Here is a 19,529-nt window from a genome sequence, read left to right as displayed (position 1 = left end):
GTGAGCTCCCATCAGGACTTTCTCCGGCGGCCCACGAACTGCAGGACCAGGCACACGGCCGTGACCGCGGTGACCACGAGGCTGGACGACGCGGCGATGGTGGGGTCGATCTCGACGGTGACGCTGTTGTACATCTGCACCGGCAGCGTCTGGAAACCCGGCGCCCGCAGGAACAGCGCGATCACCACCTCGTCGAACGAGGTCACGAAGGCGAAGATCGCTCCGGTGAGGATGCCCCGGCTGATCAGCGGCATCGTCACCCGCAGGAACGTACGGAACGGGGGCGCGCCCAGCGACGCGGAGGCGCGCAGCAGCCTCGGGTCGAACCCGCCCAGCGCGCTCGTCACCGACACCAGCACGAACGGCACGCCGATCGCGGCGTGCGCCAGCACGTAGCCGGTGACCGTCCCGACCAGGTGCCACTTGAGGAAGGAGATGTAGACCGCGACCGCGAGAACGATCGCCGGCGTCACGATCGACACCATCAGCAGCGTCCGCGCGAACCGCGCCATCCGCCCGGTCAGCCGGTGGAGGCCGAGGGCGGCGGCCGTCCCTGCCACGGTCGCCAGCAGCGCCGCCAGCAAGGCCACCAGCACCGAGTTGCGCAGCGAGGTGAGCCAGACCTGGTTGGTGAAGAAGTTCTCGTACAGCTTCAGCGAGAAACCCCGCGGCGGGAACTGGAACGTGGAGGCGGTGCTGAAGCTCATCGGGATGACGAACAGGGTGGGCAGGATGAAGTACAGGCCGACCACGGCGACGAAGATCTTCTGCCACCAGGGGACGGGGTCCACCCCGCGGTCGCGGCGCAGGGAGCGGCGCGGGGCTCTCATGTGCGGTCCTTCACCGGAGCGGCGGCGACCACGCCGATCGCCGAGATCGTTCCCCCGAAACGGTTCGCCCAGGCCACCAGCACGAGGGTGACCACGAGCACGAGCATGCCCAGGGCGCCGGCCCCGGCGAAGTCCAGCAGCTGCGTCGTCCGCTGGCCGAGCAGCTGGGCGACCAGCGACTCCTTCGGCGAGCCGAGCAGTGCCGGCGTGACGTAGAAGCCCAGGCTCAGCGTGAAGACGAGGATCAGCCCGGCCACGACGCCGCCGCGCGACAGCGGCCAGTAGATCTTCCAGAAGGCCACCAGCGGGTGCGAGCCCAGCCCGCGGGCGGCCAGGAGCAGGCGGCGGTCGATGCCGCTGAGCGCGCTGAACAGCGGCAGCACCATGAACGGCAGCAGCACCTGGCTCATCGCGACGGTCACGCCGGCCACCGACCCGTACAGCACGACGTCCAGGCCGAACAGCCGGAAGAACGAGTGCACGGGACCCTCACGCTGGAGGATGACGATCCAGGCGAAGTTGCGGGCCATGACCGAGGTCCAGAACGGGATCAGCACGATCACCAGCAGCACGCCGCGCATGCGCGGCCCCACCCTGGTCATCACGTACGCGTACGGGTACCCCAAGGCGAAGGCGATCACGGTCACGACGGCCGCCGTCACGGCCGTACGGGCGAGCACGCGTAACGTCACCCCGTCGGTGAACAGCCGCGCGTAGTGGTCCAGCGTCCAGTCGCCCTGCCCGACGCTGCGGAACAGGCTCTGCCCCAGCGGCAGCAGCAGGATCGCGGCGAGCAGCGCGAGCGCCGGCACCAGCAGCAGCCACCGCGGGCTGGGACCGCGCCACCGCGCGGGATCTGGCGTGTTCACATCTGTCCTCGCAGCTCATCTCGCGATCATGGAACTGAGCGTCTGGGCCGCCTGTTCGAGCGCCGCCACCCGCTCGGCCGAACGGTCCGGGCCGAGCATCGCGGTCGTGCCGAGCATGGCCATCGCCGCCTGCACCTCGTGCGTCGCGAAGACCGGCACCGCGGCCGACGCCAGCCCCTCCCGGCCGAGGTCGGCCCAGGCGAGCCGGTGCCGCCGCACCCCGGCCAGCGTGTCCCGCTCCCTGGCGGCCTCCGCCGGGGACAGCGCCGCGTGCGCGCGGGTCACCGCGGCCGGGTCGGAGGCGAACGCCAGCAGCACCCGCGTCTGGGCCGCCTTCAGTTCGAGCACCGTGCCGACGCGCACGGTCAGGATGATGGTGCCCTGGCCGGCCTCCTCGACCAGCGTCACCACCGCCCCCGTACGCCCCAGGAAGCTCAGCACCGTGGTCAGGCCCGTGCTGTCGGACAGCTGCCGCATGATCGCGGGCGCGAAGGTGAGGATCTGCTGGCGCACCGACACCAGCGACGACAGCTGGTCCAGCAGCGGCCCCGGCCCGAACGACGGGCTCAGGAAGCCGGCACGCTGCAACGACTGCAGGTACCGCCGGGCGGTGGTGCGGTTGAGGCCGAGCCGCTCGGCCACGAACGCCGCCGTGAGCACGGGCGTGTCCTGGTTCAGCAGCGCGAGCACGTTGGCGGCGCGATCGATGGACTGGATGGGGGCCAGGTCGGCGGCGACGGCGGCCGGGTGACGGCCGTTGGACTCGACGCTCATCTCCACCTCCTCACCGGGGGCTCACCGGGGGCTCACCGGGGCCCGCTGAGTGCTGTCAGTAGAGCAGTCGAATGTTCATATTGCAACCCATCGATTCGCAATGTGAACAGTGAGCCTCCTGTCACCGTGTTTCCCCGCAGAACAGCGGCTAGACACCTTCAATCTTCGTCCGTATGGTGAACGGCGAAACCGCATTCTGAACATAAGGAGGTTCTCGGATGTCGATCGCCGAGGAGGCCCGCACCCCCACCCCCGGACTGCTCAAGGTCCTGGACGGGACCGTAGACCTCCACTGCCACTCCGGCCCGAGCCCCTTCCCCCGCCGCTTCGACCACGTCGAAGCCTCATACGACGGCGCCCGCATCAACATGCGGGCCATCCTCTGCAAATCCCACCACCACAACACCGTCATGGACCTGCTCGCCATGCGCACCCCGCTGGCCGACGCCCCCACCCCCATGTACGGCGGCGTCGCCCTCAACTCCGAAGTCGGCGGCGTCAACCCCTCCGCCGTCGCCGTCGCCATCACCATGGGCGGCCGCTGCGTCTGGGGACCCACCGTCTCCGCCGCCCAGCACAGGCGCGCCCACAGCCACGACGACGGCTTCCCCAGCGCGACCGGCGACCTCCACGAAAAAGAAGTCTCGATCTTCGACGAGACCGGCGACATCTCCGCCGACACCCACCTCGTCACCCGCCTCGTCGCCGAAGCCGGAATCCTCCTCACCGGCGGCCACCTCGACGGCGAATCCATGAAGGCCTTCTTCAGGACCGCCCGCGACAACGGCGTACGGCGCATGCTCCTGCACCACCCCGACTTCATCGTCAACGCCTCCGAGACCGACATCGAGGAGATGCTCACCTACGGCGCGTTCGTCGAACACGAACTGTCCATGTACCACCCCAAGGTGCCCGCCCCCGCCTGGCCCATCGAACGCCTCGTGGACTGGATCGAGAAGATCGGCCCCGAACGGACCGTCATCAACTCCGACCTCGGCCAGCAGGGCAACCCGCTCCCCGTCGACGCCTACCTCCTGATCGTCCAGCAGCTCCTCGACCACGGCGTCCCCGAGGCCGACATCCGCCAGATGATCTGCCGCAACACCGCCTACCTGCTCGGCCTGGAAGAGACGAACTGATGCGCACGGCGGAGAAGGTCATCATCACCACGGCCGTCACCGGCTCCGTCAACATCCCCTCGCAGAGCCCCCACCTGCCCCTGACCCCCGGCGAAATCGTCGCCGACGCCCTCGCCGCCATCGAGGCCGGATCCGCCGTCGTCCACCTGCACGCCCGCCACCCGGACGGCCGGCCCGCCTTCGAACCCGAGATCTTCCAACAGATCATCCCCCGCATCACCGAACGCACCGACGCCGTCGTCAACATCACCACCGGCGGCTCCTCGGCCATGACCATGGACCAGCGGCTGGCCGCCGCCACCCGCTTCCAGCCCGAACTCGCCAGCATGAACATGGGCTCGATGAACTTCGTCTACTCCGGCATCGCCGACCGGATCACCGACTGGAAACACGCGTGGGAGAAACCGTACGTCCTCAACACCTACGCGCAGCCGTTCGTCAACACCTTCGACCGGATCGAGCACACCCTCACAACCCTCGGCGCCAACGGCACCCGCTTCGAATACGAGTGCTACGACATCGGCCACCTCTACACCCTCGCCCACTTCGCCGACAAAGGCCTGGCCCCACCCCCACTGCTCATCCAGGGCGTCTTCGGCATCCTCGGCGGCATCGGCGCCGACCACGAGAACCTCGACCACATGGTCCGCATCGCCGACAAACTCTTCGGCGACGACTACACCTTCTCCGCCTTCGCCGCCGGACGCGACCAGATGGCGTTCTGCACCCACAGCGCCCGGCTCGGCGGCCACGTACGCGTCGGACTGGAGGACAGCCTCTGGATCGGCAAAGGCCGGCTGGCCGAAAACAGCGCCCAGCAGGTCCGCAAGATCCGCGACGTCATCGAAGACCTCGGCAAACAGATCGCCACCCCGGCGGACGCCCGCGCCATGCTCGCGCTGCGGGGCAACACAGACGGGAGCACACCCGCATGACCATGTACGCGGCGGACGACATCCGCTCACGGCTGACCCCCGCCACCCCCACCCGGACCGTGGACGCCGCCACCCCCATCAGGCCCGCCCAATGGATCGAATTCCACGAACAGCCCCCGTACGAGGCCGGCGCGAACGGAAGCACGACCTGGATCGCCTGCGCGGCCAACCTGGTGATCGCCTACACCGACGCCAAAGCCGGCGACGTCTTCCCCCGCACCGGCCAGCCGGACGAGTACGCCCTGCTCATGTACTCCGACAGCGCCCCCGTCACCGTGACCGGCGGCAGCCGTACCGAGTCCGTCGCCGAAGAAGCCTTCGTGGTCATCCCGCCGGGCGACAGCGAGATCCGCGCCGACGGCGACGGCGTCCTCATCCGCGTCTTCTCCGTCAACACCCGCGACCTGTGGGAGAGCGCCGCCAACGCCGACGCGTACACCGAACCCGACCCGCGCGTGACACCCCTCGACCCGTGGCCCGACCCCGTCGGCGGCTTCACCCTGCGCGTCTACCGCCTCGCGGACACCCCCATCGCCGAAGGACGGTTCGGCCGGATCTTCCGCACCACCACCCTCATGGTCAACTTCCTCGCGGAGGAACCGCACCCCCGCGACGCGCACCGACTCTCACCCCACCACCACGACGACTTCGAGCAGATCTCACTCGCCGTCAAAGGACGCTTCATGCACCACATCCGCTACCCGTGGGGCCCCGACTCCACCCTGTGGCGGCCCGACGAACGCCGCGAGATCGCCACACCCTCCATCTGCGTCATCCCCCCGCCCACCGTGCACACCACCCAGGGCGTCGGCCCCCACCAGCAGCTGATCGACATCTTCTCCCCGCCGCGCGCGGACTTCTCCGCCTCCGGCTGGGTGCTCAACGCCGCCGACTACCCCTCCAGATGAGCCTCTTCCGCACAGCCCTGGCCAGCCCGCCCGCCTTCGGGACCTGGATCAAGATCCCAGCAATGGAGATCATGGAACTGGTCGCACTCGCCGGATTCGACTTCGCCGTGATCGACCTCGAACACGCGCCGATCAACCTCGAAACCGCCTACCGGCTCATCGGCACAGCCCTCCACACCGGCGTCTCCCCCATCGTCCGCGTCCCCGGACTCGACGCCGGACTCATCCAACGCATCCTCGACGCCGGAGCCGAAGGCATCATGGTCCCCCACGTCGACACCCCCGACCAGGCCCGAACAGCCGTATCCGCCGCCCGCTTCCCCCCACTCGGCACCCGCGGAGTCGGCTCCACCAGCCGCGCCGGCGCCTGGGGCGCCCTCCCCCGCGCCGACTACCTCCAGTACGGCCGGCACGAGGTCGCCCTCATCGCCCAGATCGAAAGCGCCACCGCCGTACGGAACACCGGCGCCATCGCGAAAACCGAAGGAATCGACGCCCTCCTCATCGGCGCCGCCGACCTGTCCGTCAGCGAAGGCACCACCGAAACCGACCCCGCCATCACCCAACTCATCACCCACGCCGTCCGCCAAGCCCAGGACGCGGGCACCCCCGTCGGCAACGCGGGCGCCGCCACCACCGACGCCATACGCGCGGCCATCGCCACCGGCTACACCTTCACCCTGCTCAGCAACGACGCCAGCCTGTTCGGCGCCGCCGCCAGAACAGCCGTCGAAACAGCCAGAACCGTGACACACCGGAGACCCCATGCCTGACCCCACCCACCCGCCACTCGCCGGCAAAGTCATCCTCGTCGTCGGAGCCAGCGCGGGCATCGGAGCCGACGCCGCACGCGTCTTCGCCGCCGACGGGGCCAGCCTCATGCTCGTCGCCCGCACCGAAGGCCCCCTCGCCGCCATCGCCAAGGAACTCGACAACGCCGGCCACCACGTCGCGTACACGACCGGAGACGTCTCACACCCGGACGACGTCACCCACTTCGTCAACGCCACCGTCGAAACCTTCGGACACCTCGACGGAGCCTTCAACAACGCGGCGATCACCCAGGCCGGCCGCCTGGACCAGGTCCCCGAAACCGACTTCGACCAGATCATGGCCGTGAACGTCAAAGGCACCTGGCTGTGCATCCGGGAAGAGGCACGCGTCATGCTGGAACAGGGCCACGGCTCCATCGTCAACATGAGCAGCATCGGCGGCGTCAGAGGCAGCTCGGGCATGGGCGCCTACCAGGCCAGCAAACACGCCGTCATCGGCCTCACCCGCACCGCCGCCCACGACTTCGGCCCCCACGGCATCCGGGTCAACGTACTCGCGCCCGGACCCACCGAGACACCCATGCTCGACCAGACCCGGCTGGCCATCCCCGGCGGCGTGGAAGCCAGAATCGCCGCCACCCCGCTCCGCAAACCCGGCACCGGAGCAGAAGTCGGCTCGGTGGCGTCGTTCCTGCTCAGCGACCGGGCCAGCCACCTCAGCGGAGTCGTGCTACCGGTGGACGGAGGATTCGTTGCCTGACGCCGTCGCCACCCTGCGGCTCCCACCGCGGATGCACTTCGGCTACGGAGCCCGCGCCCAACTGCCCGAGGCCATCCACATCCACGGCCGCCGGGTGCTCGCCGTCCTCGACCCCTTCCTCCTGCGCTCCCCGCTCTACGGCGAGACGACCGACGCGCTCACCGCCGCCGGACTGGAGCTGCGGGTCTACTCCGACATCACCCCGGAACTGCCCGTCGACACCCTCGACGCGGCCGGGGCGACCGCCAGAGAGTACGGCGCGGACGTCATCCTCGCCATCGGCGGAGGCAGCACGCTCGACGCGGCCAAACTCATCGCCCTGCTCGCCACGCACGACGGCCCGCTCAGCCGCTACTACGGCGAGAACCTCGTCCCCGGACCCGTCCTCCCCATCGTGGCCGTACCCACGACCGCGGGGACCGGGTCGGAAGTGACACCCGTCGCCGTCGTCACCGACCCGGCACGCGAACTCAAAGTGGGCATCTCCAGCCCGTTCCTCGTCCCGGCCGCCGCCATCGTCGACCCCGAGTACACGCTCGGATCACCGGCCACCGTCACCGCGTACGCGGGCATCGACGCGCTCGTGCACGCGATCGAGTCCTACACCGCCAGGCCACTCGACATCACCTGGCCCGGCACCCTGCCCGTCTTCACCGGGCGCAACGCGCTCATCGAATCCATCGCGCTCCAAGCCGCCCGGCATCTCGGGCCGTGGCTGCCGGTCGCCGTACGCCAACCGGACGACCGGCAGGCACGCGCGGAAGTCGCCATGGGGGCACTTCTGGGCGGGATGGCCTTCGGATCGACAGGAACCCACCTGTGCCACGCCCTGCAGTACCCGATCGGAGCCCTGACCAAGACACCCCACGGCCTCGGCACCGGGCTGATGCTCCCCTACGTGATGGACGTACTCCGGCAGGACAACGACGTAGCCGAACGACTGACCGCTCTGAGTACGGCCCTGGAAGGCATCCCAGTGGTCACCAGAGCAGCCGAGATCAACCGCGAAATCGGCATACCCGCGACACTCGCCGAAATCGGCGTCGGACGCGAGCAACTACCACAGATCGCCGACCTCGCGCTCGGATCGGCCCGGCTCCTCGCCATCTCCCCCGTCACACCCACCCGAGACCTCCTCCTCGACATCCTCCAACGAGCACACACCGGACAACTCACGGAAGAGAGAACCGCGTGAAACCGCACACCGACCTGTTCATCGACGGACAGTGGCGGCCCGGTTCCGACGACCAGCGCTTCGACGTCACCGACCCCGCCGACCTGTCCACCATCGCCCGCTTCGCCGCCGCCGGCGAACAGGACTGCATGGACGCCGTCGACGCGGCCGCCGCCGCCCAACCCGCATGGGCCGCCACCGCCCCCCGCGAACGCAGCGAACTCCTCCGCGCCGCGTACGAGATCCTCACCGACGAGACCGAGGACCTCGCCGAGCTCATGGTGCGCGAGAACGGCAAATCCTGGGCCGACGCCGTCGCCGAAGCCGGCTACGCCAAAGAGTTCTTCCGCTGGTTCGCCGAAGAAGCCGTACGCGTCCCCGGCGACTACCGACTCTCCCCCTCCGGCGACAAAAGGATCATCGTCGACCGGCAGCCCATCGGCGTATCACTCCTCATCACCCCCTGGAACTTCCCCGCCGCCATGGCCACCCGCAAACTCGGCCCCGCCCTGGCCGCCGGCTGCACCACCATCCTCAAACCCGCCCGCGAAACCCCCCTCACCGCCGCCTACGTCGTCGACGTCCTCCACCGCGCCGGACTCCCCCGCGGCGTCGTCAACCTCGTCACCCCCGTACCGACCGGGCCCCTGGTCAAACGCATGATCGACCGGCCGGAAGTCAGGAAACTGTCCTTCACCGGCTCCACCGAAGTCGGCCGCGAACTCCTCCACGCGTGCGCCGACAGCGTCGTCAGCACCTCAATGGAACTCGGCGGCAACGCCCCGCTGATCGTCCTCCCCGGCGCGAACCTGGACGCCGCCGTCGCGGGCGCCCTCCTCGCGAAGATGCGCAACGGCGGCTCCGCCTGCACCGCCGCCAACCGCTTCTACGTGCACAGCTCCGTCCACGACGAATTCGTCGCCCGCATGAACCTCGCCCTCGGCAACGTGTCCGCCGGGCCCGGCCTCGACCGCACGAACGACCTCGGCGCGCTCGTCTCCGTCCTGGAGCGCGACAAGGTCGCCGCCCTCGTCGAGAGCGCCGTAGCCGAAGGGGCCACGATCGTCCGCGGCGGGAAAGCCTCCCCCACCGGCGCGTTCTACGACGCGACCCTCCTCACCGGCGTGAGACACGGCTCCACCATCAACACCACCGAGATCTTCGGCCCCGTCACGGCGGTCGTGCGGTACGACGACGTGGACGAGGCCGTCCGCATGGCCAACGACACCGTCTACGGCCTCATGGCGTACGTCTTCGGCGAGGAACGCGAAGCCATCGGCGTCGCCCGGCGGCTCGAAGCCGGCATGGTCGCGGTGAACCGGGGCGTCGTCAGCGACCCGGCCGCCCCCTTCGGAGGGGTCAAGCAGAGCGGGCTGGGCCGGGAGGGCGGCTCTGAGGGCATCCTGGAGTTCCTGGAGGAGAAGTACATCGCCCTGACCGCGTAGCGCCGTTGGTCGTTGGTGCTGGTTGTTGTGGTTTTGGTTGCGCGGATTTTGCACCACGCGACGCCCTTGACAAAGTAAGGTTGGTACTCGGGTTTCACGCCGACCCGACGGAGGAGCGGGCCCGCCAGCCGAGGATCATGGCGACCAGCCCCACCACCAGGGCCAGGACTCCCCCGACGATTCCGCTGCCCGAGCCCGGTCCCCCATCGGCGACGGCCACGACCACTCCCCCGATCACCACGCCGGCCAGCCCTGCGAGCAGGGCCACGGCTCCTCCCCTTCCGCTTCTGCCGATACGACCGTTGGGCCGGGCCAGGGTCAGCCCTCCCACCGCCGCGCCGGCCAGGCCCAGCAGCCCGGCCACCATGGACCAGAGACGCCCGGCGGTCAGGGCGTACGCAGTGACGTCGGACGGCTGGGCTATGACGTGCGCTTCGAGCAGGTGACGGACGGACATGAGGTGCTCCTCTCCCCTACGACTGGATGTCGCCTGATGATGTCCGCCGGACCCGGCGCCGGTCGTCCTGCCCGCGCGGACACTTAGCGCTGCGGCGGATGCCGCAGGAACCGTGGAAGTACCGCGGATGCGGTAGCCGGCTGCTCGTCCGTACGCAGGATTCGTCCGCGCGGACGTCCGGTTATGGTGCACGCATGGGTCGGATCAGTGTCGGAGACTGGGCGATCGCCATCTGTGTGGCGGCGGTCCTCCTTGTCACCGGACTGTCCGCGGACAGCTCGTCCAGCGGCCTCGACTGGCTCGGTTACGCGCTGCTGACCGGCAGCGGACTGGCGCTGGCCGCCCGACGCCGTGCTCCGATTCCCGTGCTGGCCGTCACCGGGCTGTGCGCGGTGGGTTACCAGGCGGCCGGTTTCGACGTGCCCGCCGTCGCGTTCCTGTTCGGCGTGTACGCCGCCGTCCGCGCGGGACACCGCGTGGTCGCCGTGGCCGCGAGTGTGGCCATGCTGGCCGCTCTCCCGCTCGCGGCGCTGGTCTCCCTGCACGACATGGGCGAGGCGCTCGCGCAGGCCCGGGGCGCTCTCGAAATCGCCTGGCTGATCGCCGCCGGTGCCGCGGGCGAGGCGCTGCGGCAGGCCGAACGGCGGGCGGACGAGGCGGAACGCACCCGGGAGGAGACCGCGCGACGCCGCGCCGACGAAGAGCGGCTGCACATCGCGCGAGAACTGCACGACTCGCTCACCCACCAGATCTCGGTGATCAAGGTGCAGGCCGAGGCCGCCGTCCACGTGGCCAGCAAACGGGGCGAACCGGTGCCGGAGGCTCTGCTGGCGATCCGGGAGGCCGGTCGTGAGGCGGCCAGAGAGCTGCGGGCGACCCTGGAGGTGCTGCGCGACGACGGCAAGAACCCGCCGCACGGGCTCGACCACGTCCCCGAACTCGTGGAACGCGCCCGGACGACCGGCCTGGACGCGAAGCTGACGATCGAGGGCAACCGTGACGACGTACCCGCCGCGGTGGACCGGACCGCGTACCGGATCGTCCAGGAGTCGCTGACCAACATCGCCCGCCACGCCGCCGCCACGACCGCGTCGGTTCGGATCGACTACCGGCCCGACGCCCTGGTCATCCGAGTCGACGACGACGGCAAGGCAACGCCGGACACCGCGCCCGTCCCCGGTGTCGGGCTCCTCGGCATGCGGGAACGTGTCACCGCCCTCGGCGGCCGGTTGCGGGCGGCCCCGCGCGGCGGGGGCGGCTTCACCGTGCAGGCCGAACTCCCCGTAGACCGGACGTCATGATCCGGGTCCTGCTGGTCGACGACCAGCCGCTCATCCGCAGCGGATTCCGCGCGCTCCTCGACATCGAGGACGACATCGAGGTGGTGGCCGAAGCCGCCGACGGAGACGAGGGCCTGGCGCTGGCCAGGGAACATCTGCCCGACATCGCGCTCGTCGACATCCAGATGCCGGTAGCCGACGGCATCGAGACGACCCGGCGCATCGCCGCCGACCCCGCCCTGGCCGGGGTGCACGTCGTCATCCTGACCAACTACGGCCTCGACGAGTACGTCTTCGACGCGCTCCGCGCCGGCGCGGCCGGCTTCCTCGTCAAGGACATCCTCCCCGAAGACCTCCTCCATGCCGTACGGGTCGCCGCGCGCGGCGACGCCCTCCTCGCCCCCTCCATCACCCGCCGGCTGATCCACCGGTACGTCACCCAGCCGCTCACCACCGGCGCCGGACTGGACGGACTCACCAACCGCGAACGCGAGGCGGTCGCCCTGGTCGCGCGGGGCCTGTCCAACGACCAGATCGCCGAACGCATGGTGATCAGCCCGCTGACCGCCAAAACCCACGTCAACCGGGCCATGGCCAAACTCCACGCCCGCGACCGGGCTCAGCTGGTCGTCCTCGCGTACGAATCGGGCCTGGTGGTTCCCCGCACCGGGTGAGGGGGGTCAGCTGCGCAGGTAGGAGGCGCCGTTGAGGTCGATGATGGCGCCGCTCGCCCATTCGGCCGCCGGGGAGGCCAGGTACAGCACGGCGGCGGCGATCTCGTCGGCCTCGGCCACCCGCCCGAACGGGCTCTGGGCGCGGATCGCGTCGCCCCGCGGCGCCTTGAGGTGCTCGTTGGTCATGTCGGTCTCGACGAAGCCGGGCGCGACGGTGCCCACGGCGATGCCGTGCGGGGCCAGGGCGATGGCGAGCGACTGGCCCAGCGCGTTCATGCCGGCCTTGCTCGCGCCGTAGGCGGGACTGTCGGGTTCGCCGCGGAAGGCGCCGCGCGAGGAGACGTTGACGATCCTGCCGCCGTGGGGCATGTGCCGGACCGCGCACCAGGTCGCGTTGGCCGCGCCGAGCAGGTTGACGGCCAGCGTCCGGTGCCAGGCGGTCTGCCACTCCTCGTACGAGACCTCGGTGATCGGGTGGGCGAAGAAGACCCCGGCGGGGCCCCCTTACCTCCGATCGGGCGACCCACGAGACTGAGGTGCCATGAGCCTCGACATCGCGCGGATCCGCGCGCTCTACCCCGCCCTTTCTGATGGATTTGCCTGGTTGGACGCGGCCGCGGGCACCCAGGTGCCCCAGCCCGTCATCGACGCCATCGCCGCCGCCTACACCGAGGGCATCGGCAACACCCACGGCGCCTTCCCGGGCAGCGCACGCTCCGACGAGATCGTCTCGCAGGCGCGGCAGGCCGTCGCGGACCTCGTCGGCGGCGACCCGGGCGGCGTCGTGTTCGGCCCCAACATGACCACGTTGACCTACCGTTTCGCGTACGCGCTGGCCAAGGACTGGGGGCCCGACGACGAGATCGTGGTGTCCCGGCTGGACCACGACGCGAACGTACGCCCCTGGGTGCAGGCCGCCACCAGGGCGGGAGCCCGGATCAGATGGGCGGCCGTCGACGTGCCCAGCGGGGAACTGCCCGCCGAGCAGTACGACGAACTGGTGACCGACCGCACGAGGCTCGTCGCCGTCACCGCGGCCAGCAACATCCTGGGCACCATGCCCGACGTCCGGCGCATCACCGCGCGGGCCCACGCCGTCGGAGCGCTGGCCTACGTGGACGGCGTGCACGCGACCCCGCACACCCCGATCGACATGGCGGCCCTCGGCGCGGACTTCTACGCGACCAGCTCCTACAAGTGGTCGGGACCGCACACCGGCACCGTCATCGCCCGCCCTGACCTGCTCGAACGACTCTCCCCCGACAAGCTCGCCTCGTCCCCGGAGGAGGTGCCGGACCGGTTCGAAACGGGCACCCTGCCCTTCGCCGACCTGGCCGGGGTGACCGCCGCGGTCGACCATCTCGCCGGGCTGGACCCGGACGCGACGGGCACCCGGCGGGAGCGGCTGCTGGCCTCCATGACGGCGGTCGAAGCGCACGAGCAGGCCGAGTTCGCCCGTCTGCTCGACGGGCTGGCCTCCCTGCCCGGGGTCGGGCTGATCGGCTCGCCCCGCCGCCGTACGGCGACCGCGTTCTTCGACGTCGCCGGGCACAAGCCCCGCCAGGTGGCCGAGCACCTGGCCGCCCGCAAGGTCAACGTGTGGGACGGGCACTGCTACGCCTGGGAGCTGACGGGCGCGTTCGGGATCCGCGACAGCGGATCCGCCGTACGGGCCGGGTTGGTGCACTACAACGACCGGTCGGACGTGGACCGCCTGCTCAACGCCCTGGGAGATCTGACCGGCTCTTAGGCAGGGCGGAAACCCGGTACCGGTTTCGGGAGCCCGCTGGTTAGCCTTCGCGCATGCCCAGGAAAGAGCGTCTCTCGATCGCGCTCGGCGTGCTCGTGCAAGCGGTGTGGATCCTCCCGCTCGGCGTCTTCTTCGCCTACCTCTGGCTGGTCCCCGACAACCCGGACGGGACGTTCGACTGCGGGACCGACGAGGGCCCGCACGTCTGCCCGGACGGCGAGCCCGCCGACAGGGTCGCCGCGATCCTGTTCCTGACCCTCGGGCTCGTCGCGCTGGTCGCCGGATTGTGGCTGGTCGTGCGCCTGCTCCTGCGGGACCGCCGGGAACGGCGCCTGCGGGAGCACGGCGTCCGGGAGCAGGGTGTCGTGACCTCCGTCCAGGTCACCTCGACGTACCAGAACGGCCGGCCGGTGCACCGGCTCGTCATCCAGGTGCCCGCCGTGCCGGGCCTGGAGTTCCGCCACCACACCCTGACCCGGCTGCCCGAGGGCGCCACCGTGACGGTCGCCCGCGACCCGGGCTCGCGCGGCGACCCGATCGTCCTCGACGTGCAGGCGGTCGCGGAACGCCTGGGCCTCCCCCCGGCGATCGATCCGCTCGGCGAGTTCCTGGCCCGGCTGGAAGCCGCCCTCGCCTCCGGCGAGATCAGCCAGGAGGAGTACGCCCGGCTGAAAGCGGAGGTCATGGAGGAACCCTGACCGGCGGCCGGGGCTCAGGTGAGCCGCGACACCTGGTAGTGGGCGATCAGCCAGTCCTCGCCGGTCCGCCGCAGGATGACGCAGAGGTAGACGGTGACGCCCGGCCGGTCGGGGAAGGTGAACTCCACCCGCGAGTAGCCGAGGACGAGGTCGCCGGCCAGTCTCCTGGTTTCCAGGATCGTGTAGGCGGCGGTCAGGCCGATCGGCTGCGCCGCGTAGTACTCGGCGACGCCGCCGGGGCCGACGCCGTACGGGTGCAGGCCCTGGAAGATCGCGTCGTCCGTGAAGTACGACGCGACCCGGTCCGGCTCATGGGCGCCCACCCCAGCTTTCCACCGGTTCAGAACGGTCCGGAGAATATGGGTTTCTGTGCTGGTCATTGGTGTTTCTCTCGTTTGTGGTGGAAGCCACGGCGGCTGCCAGGACGACCAAGGCGGCACCGACGAGCAGCGCCGGAGCGTACCCGTGGGGCAGGAGCGGGGTCACGATGACCGGGCCGATGATCTGGCCGGCGCTGTAGCCGGTGGTGAGGATCGCCACCGAACGCGGGACGCGGAGGCCGGCACCGATGCCCAGGGTGAGGGTGGCGACGCCGAGGAACGTCGCGCCGAAGAGGGCGGCCGAGACCAGGGCGGCCCAGACCCCGCCGGTCAGGGCCGGCAGCGCGATGCCGACGGCCTGCACGGCGAGCGCGGCTCGCAGCAGAGCCGGCCGGGACCGGGTGCGGCTGAGCCGGGCCCACAGGGCGGTCGAAGGCAGAGCGGCGAGCCCCGCCAGGATCCAGGCGCCGCTGCCGGCCCAGCCGGGCGTGCTCTGACCGACCGCGGCGACCAGGAACGTGCCGGCGATGATGTATCCGGCGCCTTCGAGGGTGTAAGAGACCAGCAGCGCGACGAACATGCCGGCGGCGAGGGCCGCCGCGCCCTGTCCCACGATCCGCCAGGGCCGGTCACCCCGGACCCGCCCGCCCCGGTGCGCGTCGCGTGCCCGTACGGAGCTCACCATGGGCTCAGTGGCCCGCGGACTGGCCGCCGTCGACGTGCAGGATCTCGCCGGTGACGAACGGGGCCGTCTCCAGGTAGACGATCGCGCCGACGATGTCGGAGATCTCGCCCAGGCGGCCGACGGGGTGCAGGCCGGCGAGGAACTCGTGGGTCTCCGGGGCGTGCATCGGGGTGCGGATGATGCCGGGCGCGACGGCGTTGACCCGGATGCCGCGGGAGGCGTACTCGATGGCCAGGGACTTGGTGGCCGCGTTGAGGCCGCCCTTGGTCAGGGCCGCGAGCGCGGACGGCACGCTGGAGTTGGCGTGGTCGACCAGGGCTGTCGTGACAGAGACGATGTGCCCGCCGCCCTGGGTGAGCATGATCTCGGCGGCGCGCTGCGAGATCTCGAAGAATCCGTTCAGGTTGACCCCCGTCACCAGGTCGTAGTCCGCGACGGTGTACTCGGTGAACGGCTTGGCCACGAAGACGCCGGCGTTGTTGATCAACGTGTCGACGCGGCCGAACGCCTCCATCGCCTCGGCGATGACCCGCGCGCCGACGCCGGGGGCGGCGATGTCGCCCGCGATCGTCCGCACCATGGGGTCGTCGGAAGGGGCGATCGACCGGGCGGTCCCGACGACCGCGTAGCCGAGCTCGCGGTAAGCCGTCACCAGCCCCGCGCCGATGCCCTGGGAGGCGCCCGTGATCACGGCGACTTTCGGGTTACTCATGGATTATTTCTCTTTCCTTGCTGTTCGGGACGTACGGCGGCAAGCGAACGCTCGCCACTTACTTTCTGGTCATCGGCGCGGCGGTCAGGGCGCGGCCAGCGTGGCTTTGATGTGAGTTGCCGCAGGGTTTGCCCGCGTGGTCCTCGCGCGGCTTATGACCGGGGAGCGGCGGCGGGCAGGCGGAGCACGAAACGCGCTCCCGCGCCGGACGCCGTGTCCTCCACGTGCAGGGTGCCGTTGTGCGCGTGGGCGATGTCGCGGGCGACGGACAGGCCGAGGCCGGTGCCGCCGCGGCGGCGGCAGCGGGCGTCGTCGAGCCGGAAGAAGCGCTCGAAGATCCGTTCACGGTCCAGGGCGGGAATGCCGGGCCCGTCGTCGGTGACGATCAGTTCGGCCGTGGTTCCGTTCCTGACGACCTCGACCTGGATCGACCGCAGGGCGTACCGGCGGGCGTTGTCCAGCAGGTTGGCCACCAGCCGGTCCAGGAGCGTGGGCACCGCGTGCACCACGATCGGGGCCCCGGCGCTCAGCCGGATGTCCGGGCCCGGCCCCGGTTCGCCGTCGGTGTGCGCGCGGGCCACCGCGGCCAGGTCGACCGGGCGGTGCCGTACGCAGGTGCGTTCGGTGAGCTCGGTGAGCAGGAGCAGGTCGGCGGCGAGGGCTTCGAGACGGGCGACGTTGCGGAGCGCCGCGTCCAGGAGCAGCGGCAGGTCCGTCTCCCCCGGGTGCATCCGGGCCTCCTCCAGTTCGGCCCTGAGCCCGGCGAGGGGCGTACGCAGTTCGTGGGCCGCGGCGGCGGCGAACCGGCGTTCGGCCAGATCCCTCTCGGCGGACCGGTCCGGACGAGCAGGATCCACCGTCATGCGATCGGAGAGGCCCGATGACGTGCCGATCCCGTACGGAGAGTGGGTCGCGTTCTCATGGACCCATCGTGCGTCAGCGCGGCTCCGTCCCGCCACGACCGGTTACCTCCCTGCTGGTAGGCGCAGGCTCCCACAGGGCTACGCTGGGAGGGTGGAGCTGCGCCAGCTGCGTTATTTCGTGGCGGTGGCCGAGGAGCTGCACTTCGGTCGCGCCGCGGCTCGACTGCGCATCGCGGGCCCCTCGCTCTCCCAGCAGATCAAGGCGCTGGAACGCACGCTTGGCGTGCGTCTGTTCGATCGGGACCGCCGCTCGGTGGCGCTGACCCCCTCCGGGCGGGCCCTGCTCGACCCGGCCCGGGCGCTGCTGGCGCAGGCCGAGGAGCTGCGCAGGTCCGCGGCCGGCCTGTCCGCCGCGGAGCCGGTCCGGCTCGGCTACGTGCATTGGCTGCCGCCCGACCTGGACGCCCGCGTGTCCGGGGTCGCGCAGGTCCACGTCGACGAGTGGGTGATGCCGTCGCACAACCAGGCCGCCCGGGTCGCCGACGGCAGCCTCGACCTGGCCGTCTGCTGGGTGCAGGCCGGCGATCTGAAAAGCCGGGGCCTCGACGCCCGCCTGCTCGGCGCGCAGCAGCTCTGCACCGTCTCCACGGGCGCCGACACCTCCGCCGTACGGGCCGGGGAGACCGTCATCCTGGTCGACTCCGACACCGCCAGCTGGCACTCGTGGAACTGTTACGCCGAGTCGTACGCCCGCGACACCGGCGCCCGCGCCGTACGCATCGACGACGGCGGCATCACCGGCCGCGCCTTCTTCGACCACGTGCGCCGCCTCCGCCGCCCCGTGATCAACTCCCCCAAGGGCCTCACCACCCCGGTGCCCCCCGACCTCCGCCAGCGCCCGGTGTCCGACCGGGCCCCGTACTGGACCTGGGCTCTCGTCTCCCGCCACGACGAAACCTGCGAGGCCGTCCGCGCCACCGTCGAAGCCCTCACCCGCGACGTCGGCGACCTCGGCCTGAATTCCGCCACGGCCTGGCTGCCCTCCGGCGACCCCTTCAGACCATCCTGTAGCCAAGGAGTCGGATGAGCAGGACGGGCGACACCCTCCATCGCGCGTTTTTCGGTCTGATGTCCCGTGTTCCGCTGCCGGGCATGCTGGGCGGATACTTCGACTGGCGGCACCGCCGCCCCGACCCCTGGCGTTACACCACCGATCCGTACGAGCGGGAGCGGCACGTCGCGACCCTCGGCCGACTGCCGGAACGGGACTACCGGCGAATCCTCGACGTGGGGTGCAGCGAGGGGACGTTCACCGACCTGGTGGCCACCAGCTTTCCCCGTGCCGAGACGACCGGCGTGGACATCTCCGCCCACGCCATCCGCGCGGCCTCGGCCCGCAAGGCGTCCCCGGCCCGGTTCGCCCGGTTGGACATCCGCCGCCAGCTTCCCAGCGGCTCGTTCGATCTCGTGATCTGCACCGAGATGCTCTACTACCTGGGCGACTCGGCCCAGCTGCGGGAGGTGTCGAGCCGCATCCGCGGCCTGCTCACGCCGGGCGGCCTGCTCGCGGTCGCCCACCCGTGGCCGGAATCAGGCCGCCTGCACCGTCATTTCGCCGCCGACTCCCTGCTGACGTCCGAGAGCGAGCACGTGCTGATGGACGAGCGCCGCCCCTTCGCGATCGCCCTCTTCGAACGCCGGCCGCGCCCGGCCGGCGAGGGGCCGCGAGCACGTCCTCCGGCGTGACGGCCGCCTCTCGGGTGATCCGAGCGGCCGGCCGTATCATCTCGGTGGGTTGCGGATCACTCAAGATCCTGCTCAGCTCGCTGTCCTCGCAGCGTGTCGGCCGCACTGGCGAGCGAGTCCCGCCGCGTCGTACCTGAGACTTGGAGTGATCATGAGGGTATTCCTCGCCGGCGCGTCCGGCGTGATCGGACAGCGGCTGATTCCCCTGCTGGTCCGGGCGGGGCACGTCGTCGGGGGCATGACGCGCTCGCCCGGCAAGACGGAGTCGCTGGCCCGGCTCGGCGCCGAGCCGATCCTGTGTGACGTCTTCGACCGGGAAGCCGTGATCCGGGCAGTGTGCGACTTCCGGCCGGACGTCATCCTGAACGAGCTGACCGACCTGCCCGACGACGCGGCGGAGCTCGGTGAGTACACGGAGTCGAACGCCCGCATCCGGACCGAGGGCAACCGGAATCTGATCGACGCGGCCCGGCGGAGCGGATCGCCGAAGATCCTGGCCCAGACGGTCGCCTGGCAGCTGCCCACGGGGACCGGCGCGGCGGCCGTCGCCGAGCTGGAACGCTCCGTCCTCGCGGAGGGCGGCGTCGTGCTGAGCTACGGGCAGTTCTACGGGCCCGGCACCTTCTACGAGGACCGGATCCCGTCCGAGCCCCGCGTCCAGATCGACCGTGCCGCCGCACGCACGGTGGAGCTCCTGGACGAGCCGTCGGGCGTCGTCGTCATCACCGACTGACCTC

At 70.8% G+C, this 19,529-nt stretch carries 23 protein-coding genes; 14 read left to right on the top strand and 9 right to left on the bottom strand.

Annotated features, from left to right (window positions below; all coding sequences use genetic code 11):
- Positions 1–11: 11 nt before the first annotated feature.
- From Aph01nite_RS04610 to Aph01nite_RS04600, 3 genes are read right to left on the bottom strand one after another with little or no spacing between them, the layout of a single operon-like run.
- Positions 12–830, bottom strand: a complete 819-nt coding sequence (locus tag Aph01nite_RS04610) for an ABC transporter permease (protein WP_204039465.1) — start codon at positions 828–830, stop codon at positions 12–14.
- Entirely contained in the window at positions 827–1,699 is an 873-nt protein-coding gene (locus Aph01nite_RS04605; RefSeq protein ID WP_204039464.1) for an ABC transporter permease, read from the bottom strand. The genes Aph01nite_RS04610 and Aph01nite_RS04605 overlap by 4 nt, the downstream gene beginning before the upstream one ends.
- 15 nt (positions 1,700–1,714) lie before the next feature.
- Positions 1,715–2,473, bottom strand: coding sequence for an IclR family transcriptional regulator (locus Aph01nite_RS04600; RefSeq protein WP_204039463.1), 759 nt, complete (start codon positions 2,471–2,473; stop codon positions 1,715–1,717).
- A gap of 218 nt (positions 2,474–2,691) precedes the next feature.
- On the opposite strand from Aph01nite_RS04600, the gene Aph01nite_RS04595 reads away from it, so the two are divergent.
- From Aph01nite_RS04595 to Aph01nite_RS04565, 7 genes are read left to right on the top strand one after another with little or no spacing between them, the layout of a single operon-like run.
- A complete protein-coding gene (locus Aph01nite_RS04595) occupies positions 2,692–3,612 on the top strand; it encodes a DUF6282 family protein (protein ID WP_204039462.1) in 921 nt (306 codons plus the stop codon).
- Positions 3,612–4,547, top strand: coding sequence for a 3,5-dioxohexanoate:acetyl-CoA acetone transferase (gene kce, locus Aph01nite_RS04590; RefSeq protein WP_204039461.1), 936 nt, complete (start codon positions 3,612–3,614; stop codon positions 4,545–4,547). Before Aph01nite_RS04595 ends, kce begins: the two co-directional genes overlap by 1 nt.
- Complete coding sequence (locus tag Aph01nite_RS04585; RefSeq protein ID WP_204039460.1) at positions 4,544–5,455, top strand: cupin domain-containing protein; 912 nt, start codon at positions 4,544–4,546, stop codon at positions 5,453–5,455. Before kce ends, Aph01nite_RS04585 begins: the two co-directional genes overlap by 4 nt.
- The gene (locus Aph01nite_RS04580; RefSeq protein ID WP_275418507.1) at positions 5,452–6,228 is read left to right on the top strand and encodes an HpcH/HpaI aldolase family protein; all 777 of its coding nucleotides are present in this window, start codon (positions 5,452–5,454) and stop codon (positions 6,226–6,228) included. Before Aph01nite_RS04585 ends, Aph01nite_RS04580 begins: the two co-directional genes overlap by 4 nt.
- Entirely contained in the window at positions 6,221–6,988 is a 768-nt protein-coding gene (locus Aph01nite_RS04575; protein WP_204039458.1) for an SDR family NAD(P)-dependent oxidoreductase, read from the top strand. Before Aph01nite_RS04580 ends, Aph01nite_RS04575 begins: the two co-directional genes overlap by 8 nt.
- A complete protein-coding gene (locus Aph01nite_RS04570; protein ID WP_204039457.1) occupies positions 6,981–8,183 on the top strand; it encodes an iron-containing alcohol dehydrogenase in 1,203 nt (400 codons plus the stop codon). The genes Aph01nite_RS04575 and Aph01nite_RS04570 overlap by 8 nt, the downstream gene beginning before the upstream one ends.
- Positions 8,180–9,607, top strand: coding sequence for an NAD-dependent succinate-semialdehyde dehydrogenase (locus Aph01nite_RS04565; protein ID WP_204039456.1), 1,428 nt, complete (start codon positions 8,180–8,182; stop codon positions 9,605–9,607). Before Aph01nite_RS04570 ends, Aph01nite_RS04565 begins: the two co-directional genes overlap by 4 nt.
- 94 nt (positions 9,608–9,701) lie before the next feature.
- Here Aph01nite_RS04565 and Aph01nite_RS04560 read toward each other — a convergent pair whose 3' ends face one another.
- The gene (locus Aph01nite_RS04560) at positions 9,702–10,064 is read right to left on the bottom strand and encodes a DUF6223 family protein (RefSeq protein WP_204039455.1); all 363 of its coding nucleotides are present in this window, start codon (positions 10,062–10,064) and stop codon (positions 9,702–9,704) included.
- Positions 10,065–10,258: 194 nt separating this feature from the next.
- On the opposite strand from Aph01nite_RS04560, the gene Aph01nite_RS04555 reads away from it, so the two are divergent.
- On the top strand, positions 10,259–11,365 hold the full coding sequence (locus tag Aph01nite_RS04555; protein WP_204039454.1) for a sensor histidine kinase: 1,107 nt from the start codon (positions 10,259–10,261) through the stop codon (positions 11,363–11,365).
- Positions 11,362–12,018, top strand: a complete 657-nt coding sequence (locus Aph01nite_RS04550; RefSeq protein ID WP_204039453.1) for a response regulator — start codon at positions 11,362–11,364, stop codon at positions 12,016–12,018. The genes Aph01nite_RS04555 and Aph01nite_RS04550 overlap by 4 nt, the downstream gene beginning before the upstream one ends.
- Before the next feature lie 6 nt (positions 12,019–12,024).
- On the opposite strand, the gene Aph01nite_RS04545 is transcribed toward Aph01nite_RS04550, so the two are convergent.
- Positions 12,025–12,489, bottom strand: a complete 465-nt coding sequence (locus tag Aph01nite_RS04545) for an SDR family NAD(P)-dependent oxidoreductase (RefSeq protein ID WP_373872260.1) — start codon at positions 12,487–12,489, stop codon at positions 12,025–12,027.
- 70 nt (positions 12,490–12,559) lie between these two features.
- Between Aph01nite_RS04545 and Aph01nite_RS04540 the strand changes: the two genes are divergently transcribed.
- Together Aph01nite_RS04540 and Aph01nite_RS04535 are read left to right on the top strand one after the other, a co-directional pair.
- Positions 12,560–13,768 carry a cysteine desulfurase-like protein gene (locus Aph01nite_RS04540; protein ID WP_204039452.1) on the top strand — a complete coding sequence of 403 codons (1,209 nt, stop codon included), beginning with the start codon at positions 12,560–12,562 and terminating at the stop codon, positions 13,766–13,768.
- Positions 13,769–13,821: 53 nt separating this feature from the next.
- A complete protein-coding gene (locus Aph01nite_RS04535) occupies positions 13,822–14,466 on the top strand; it encodes an SHOCT domain-containing protein (RefSeq protein ID WP_204039451.1) in 645 nt (214 codons plus the stop codon).
- A gap of 14 nt (positions 14,467–14,480) precedes the next feature.
- Here Aph01nite_RS04535 and Aph01nite_RS04530 read toward each other — a convergent pair whose 3' ends face one another.
- From Aph01nite_RS04530 to Aph01nite_RS04515, 4 genes are all read right to left on the bottom strand, one after another.
- Positions 14,481–14,789, bottom strand: coding sequence for a YybH family protein (locus Aph01nite_RS04530; protein ID WP_204039450.1), 309 nt, complete (start codon positions 14,787–14,789; stop codon positions 14,481–14,483).
- A complete protein-coding gene (locus Aph01nite_RS04525) occupies positions 14,776–15,471 on the bottom strand; it encodes a YbfB/YjiJ family MFS transporter (protein ID WP_204039449.1) in 696 nt (231 codons plus the stop codon). The genes Aph01nite_RS04530 and Aph01nite_RS04525 overlap by 14 nt, the downstream gene beginning before the upstream one ends.
- A gap of 4 nt (positions 15,472–15,475) precedes the next feature.
- Entirely contained in the window at positions 15,476–16,183 is a 708-nt protein-coding gene (locus Aph01nite_RS04520; protein ID WP_204039448.1) for an SDR family NAD(P)-dependent oxidoreductase, read from the bottom strand.
- A 152-nt stretch (positions 16,184–16,335) separates the two neighbouring features.
- A complete protein-coding gene (locus Aph01nite_RS04515) occupies positions 16,336–17,046 on the bottom strand; it encodes a sensor histidine kinase (protein WP_204039447.1) in 711 nt (236 codons plus the stop codon).
- Between the two features lie 151 nt (positions 17,047–17,197).
- On the opposite strand from Aph01nite_RS04515, the gene Aph01nite_RS42025 reads away from it, so the two are divergent.
- The 3 genes from Aph01nite_RS42025 to Aph01nite_RS04500 all read left to right on the top strand — a co-directional run bounded on the left by Aph01nite_RS42025 (position 17,198) and on the right by Aph01nite_RS04500 (position 19,525).
- A complete protein-coding gene (locus tag Aph01nite_RS42025; RefSeq protein WP_204039446.1) occupies positions 17,198–18,133 on the top strand; it encodes a LysR family transcriptional regulator in 936 nt (311 codons plus the stop codon).
- Complete coding sequence (locus Aph01nite_RS04505; protein WP_204039445.1) at positions 18,130–18,792, top strand: class I SAM-dependent methyltransferase; 663 nt, start codon at positions 18,130–18,132, stop codon at positions 18,790–18,792. The genes Aph01nite_RS42025 and Aph01nite_RS04505 overlap by 4 nt, the downstream gene beginning before the upstream one ends.
- Before the next feature lie 151 nt (positions 18,793–18,943).
- Positions 18,944–19,525 carry an NAD-dependent epimerase/dehydratase family protein gene (locus Aph01nite_RS04500; protein ID WP_204039444.1) on the top strand — a complete coding sequence of 194 codons (582 nt, stop codon included), beginning with the start codon at positions 18,944–18,946 and terminating at the stop codon, positions 19,523–19,525.
- The last annotated feature ends 4 nt before the right edge of the window (positions 19,526–19,529 follow it).

Source organism: Acrocarpospora phusangensis, assembly GCF_016862995.1.
In the GTDB taxonomy this organism is placed as follows: Bacteria; Actinomycetota; Actinomycetes; order Streptosporangiales; family Streptosporangiaceae; genus Acrocarpospora; species Acrocarpospora phusangensis.
The sequence above is the reverse complement of the archived record's forward strand: the minus strand, read 5'-3'. Positions and strand labels throughout refer to the sequence as shown.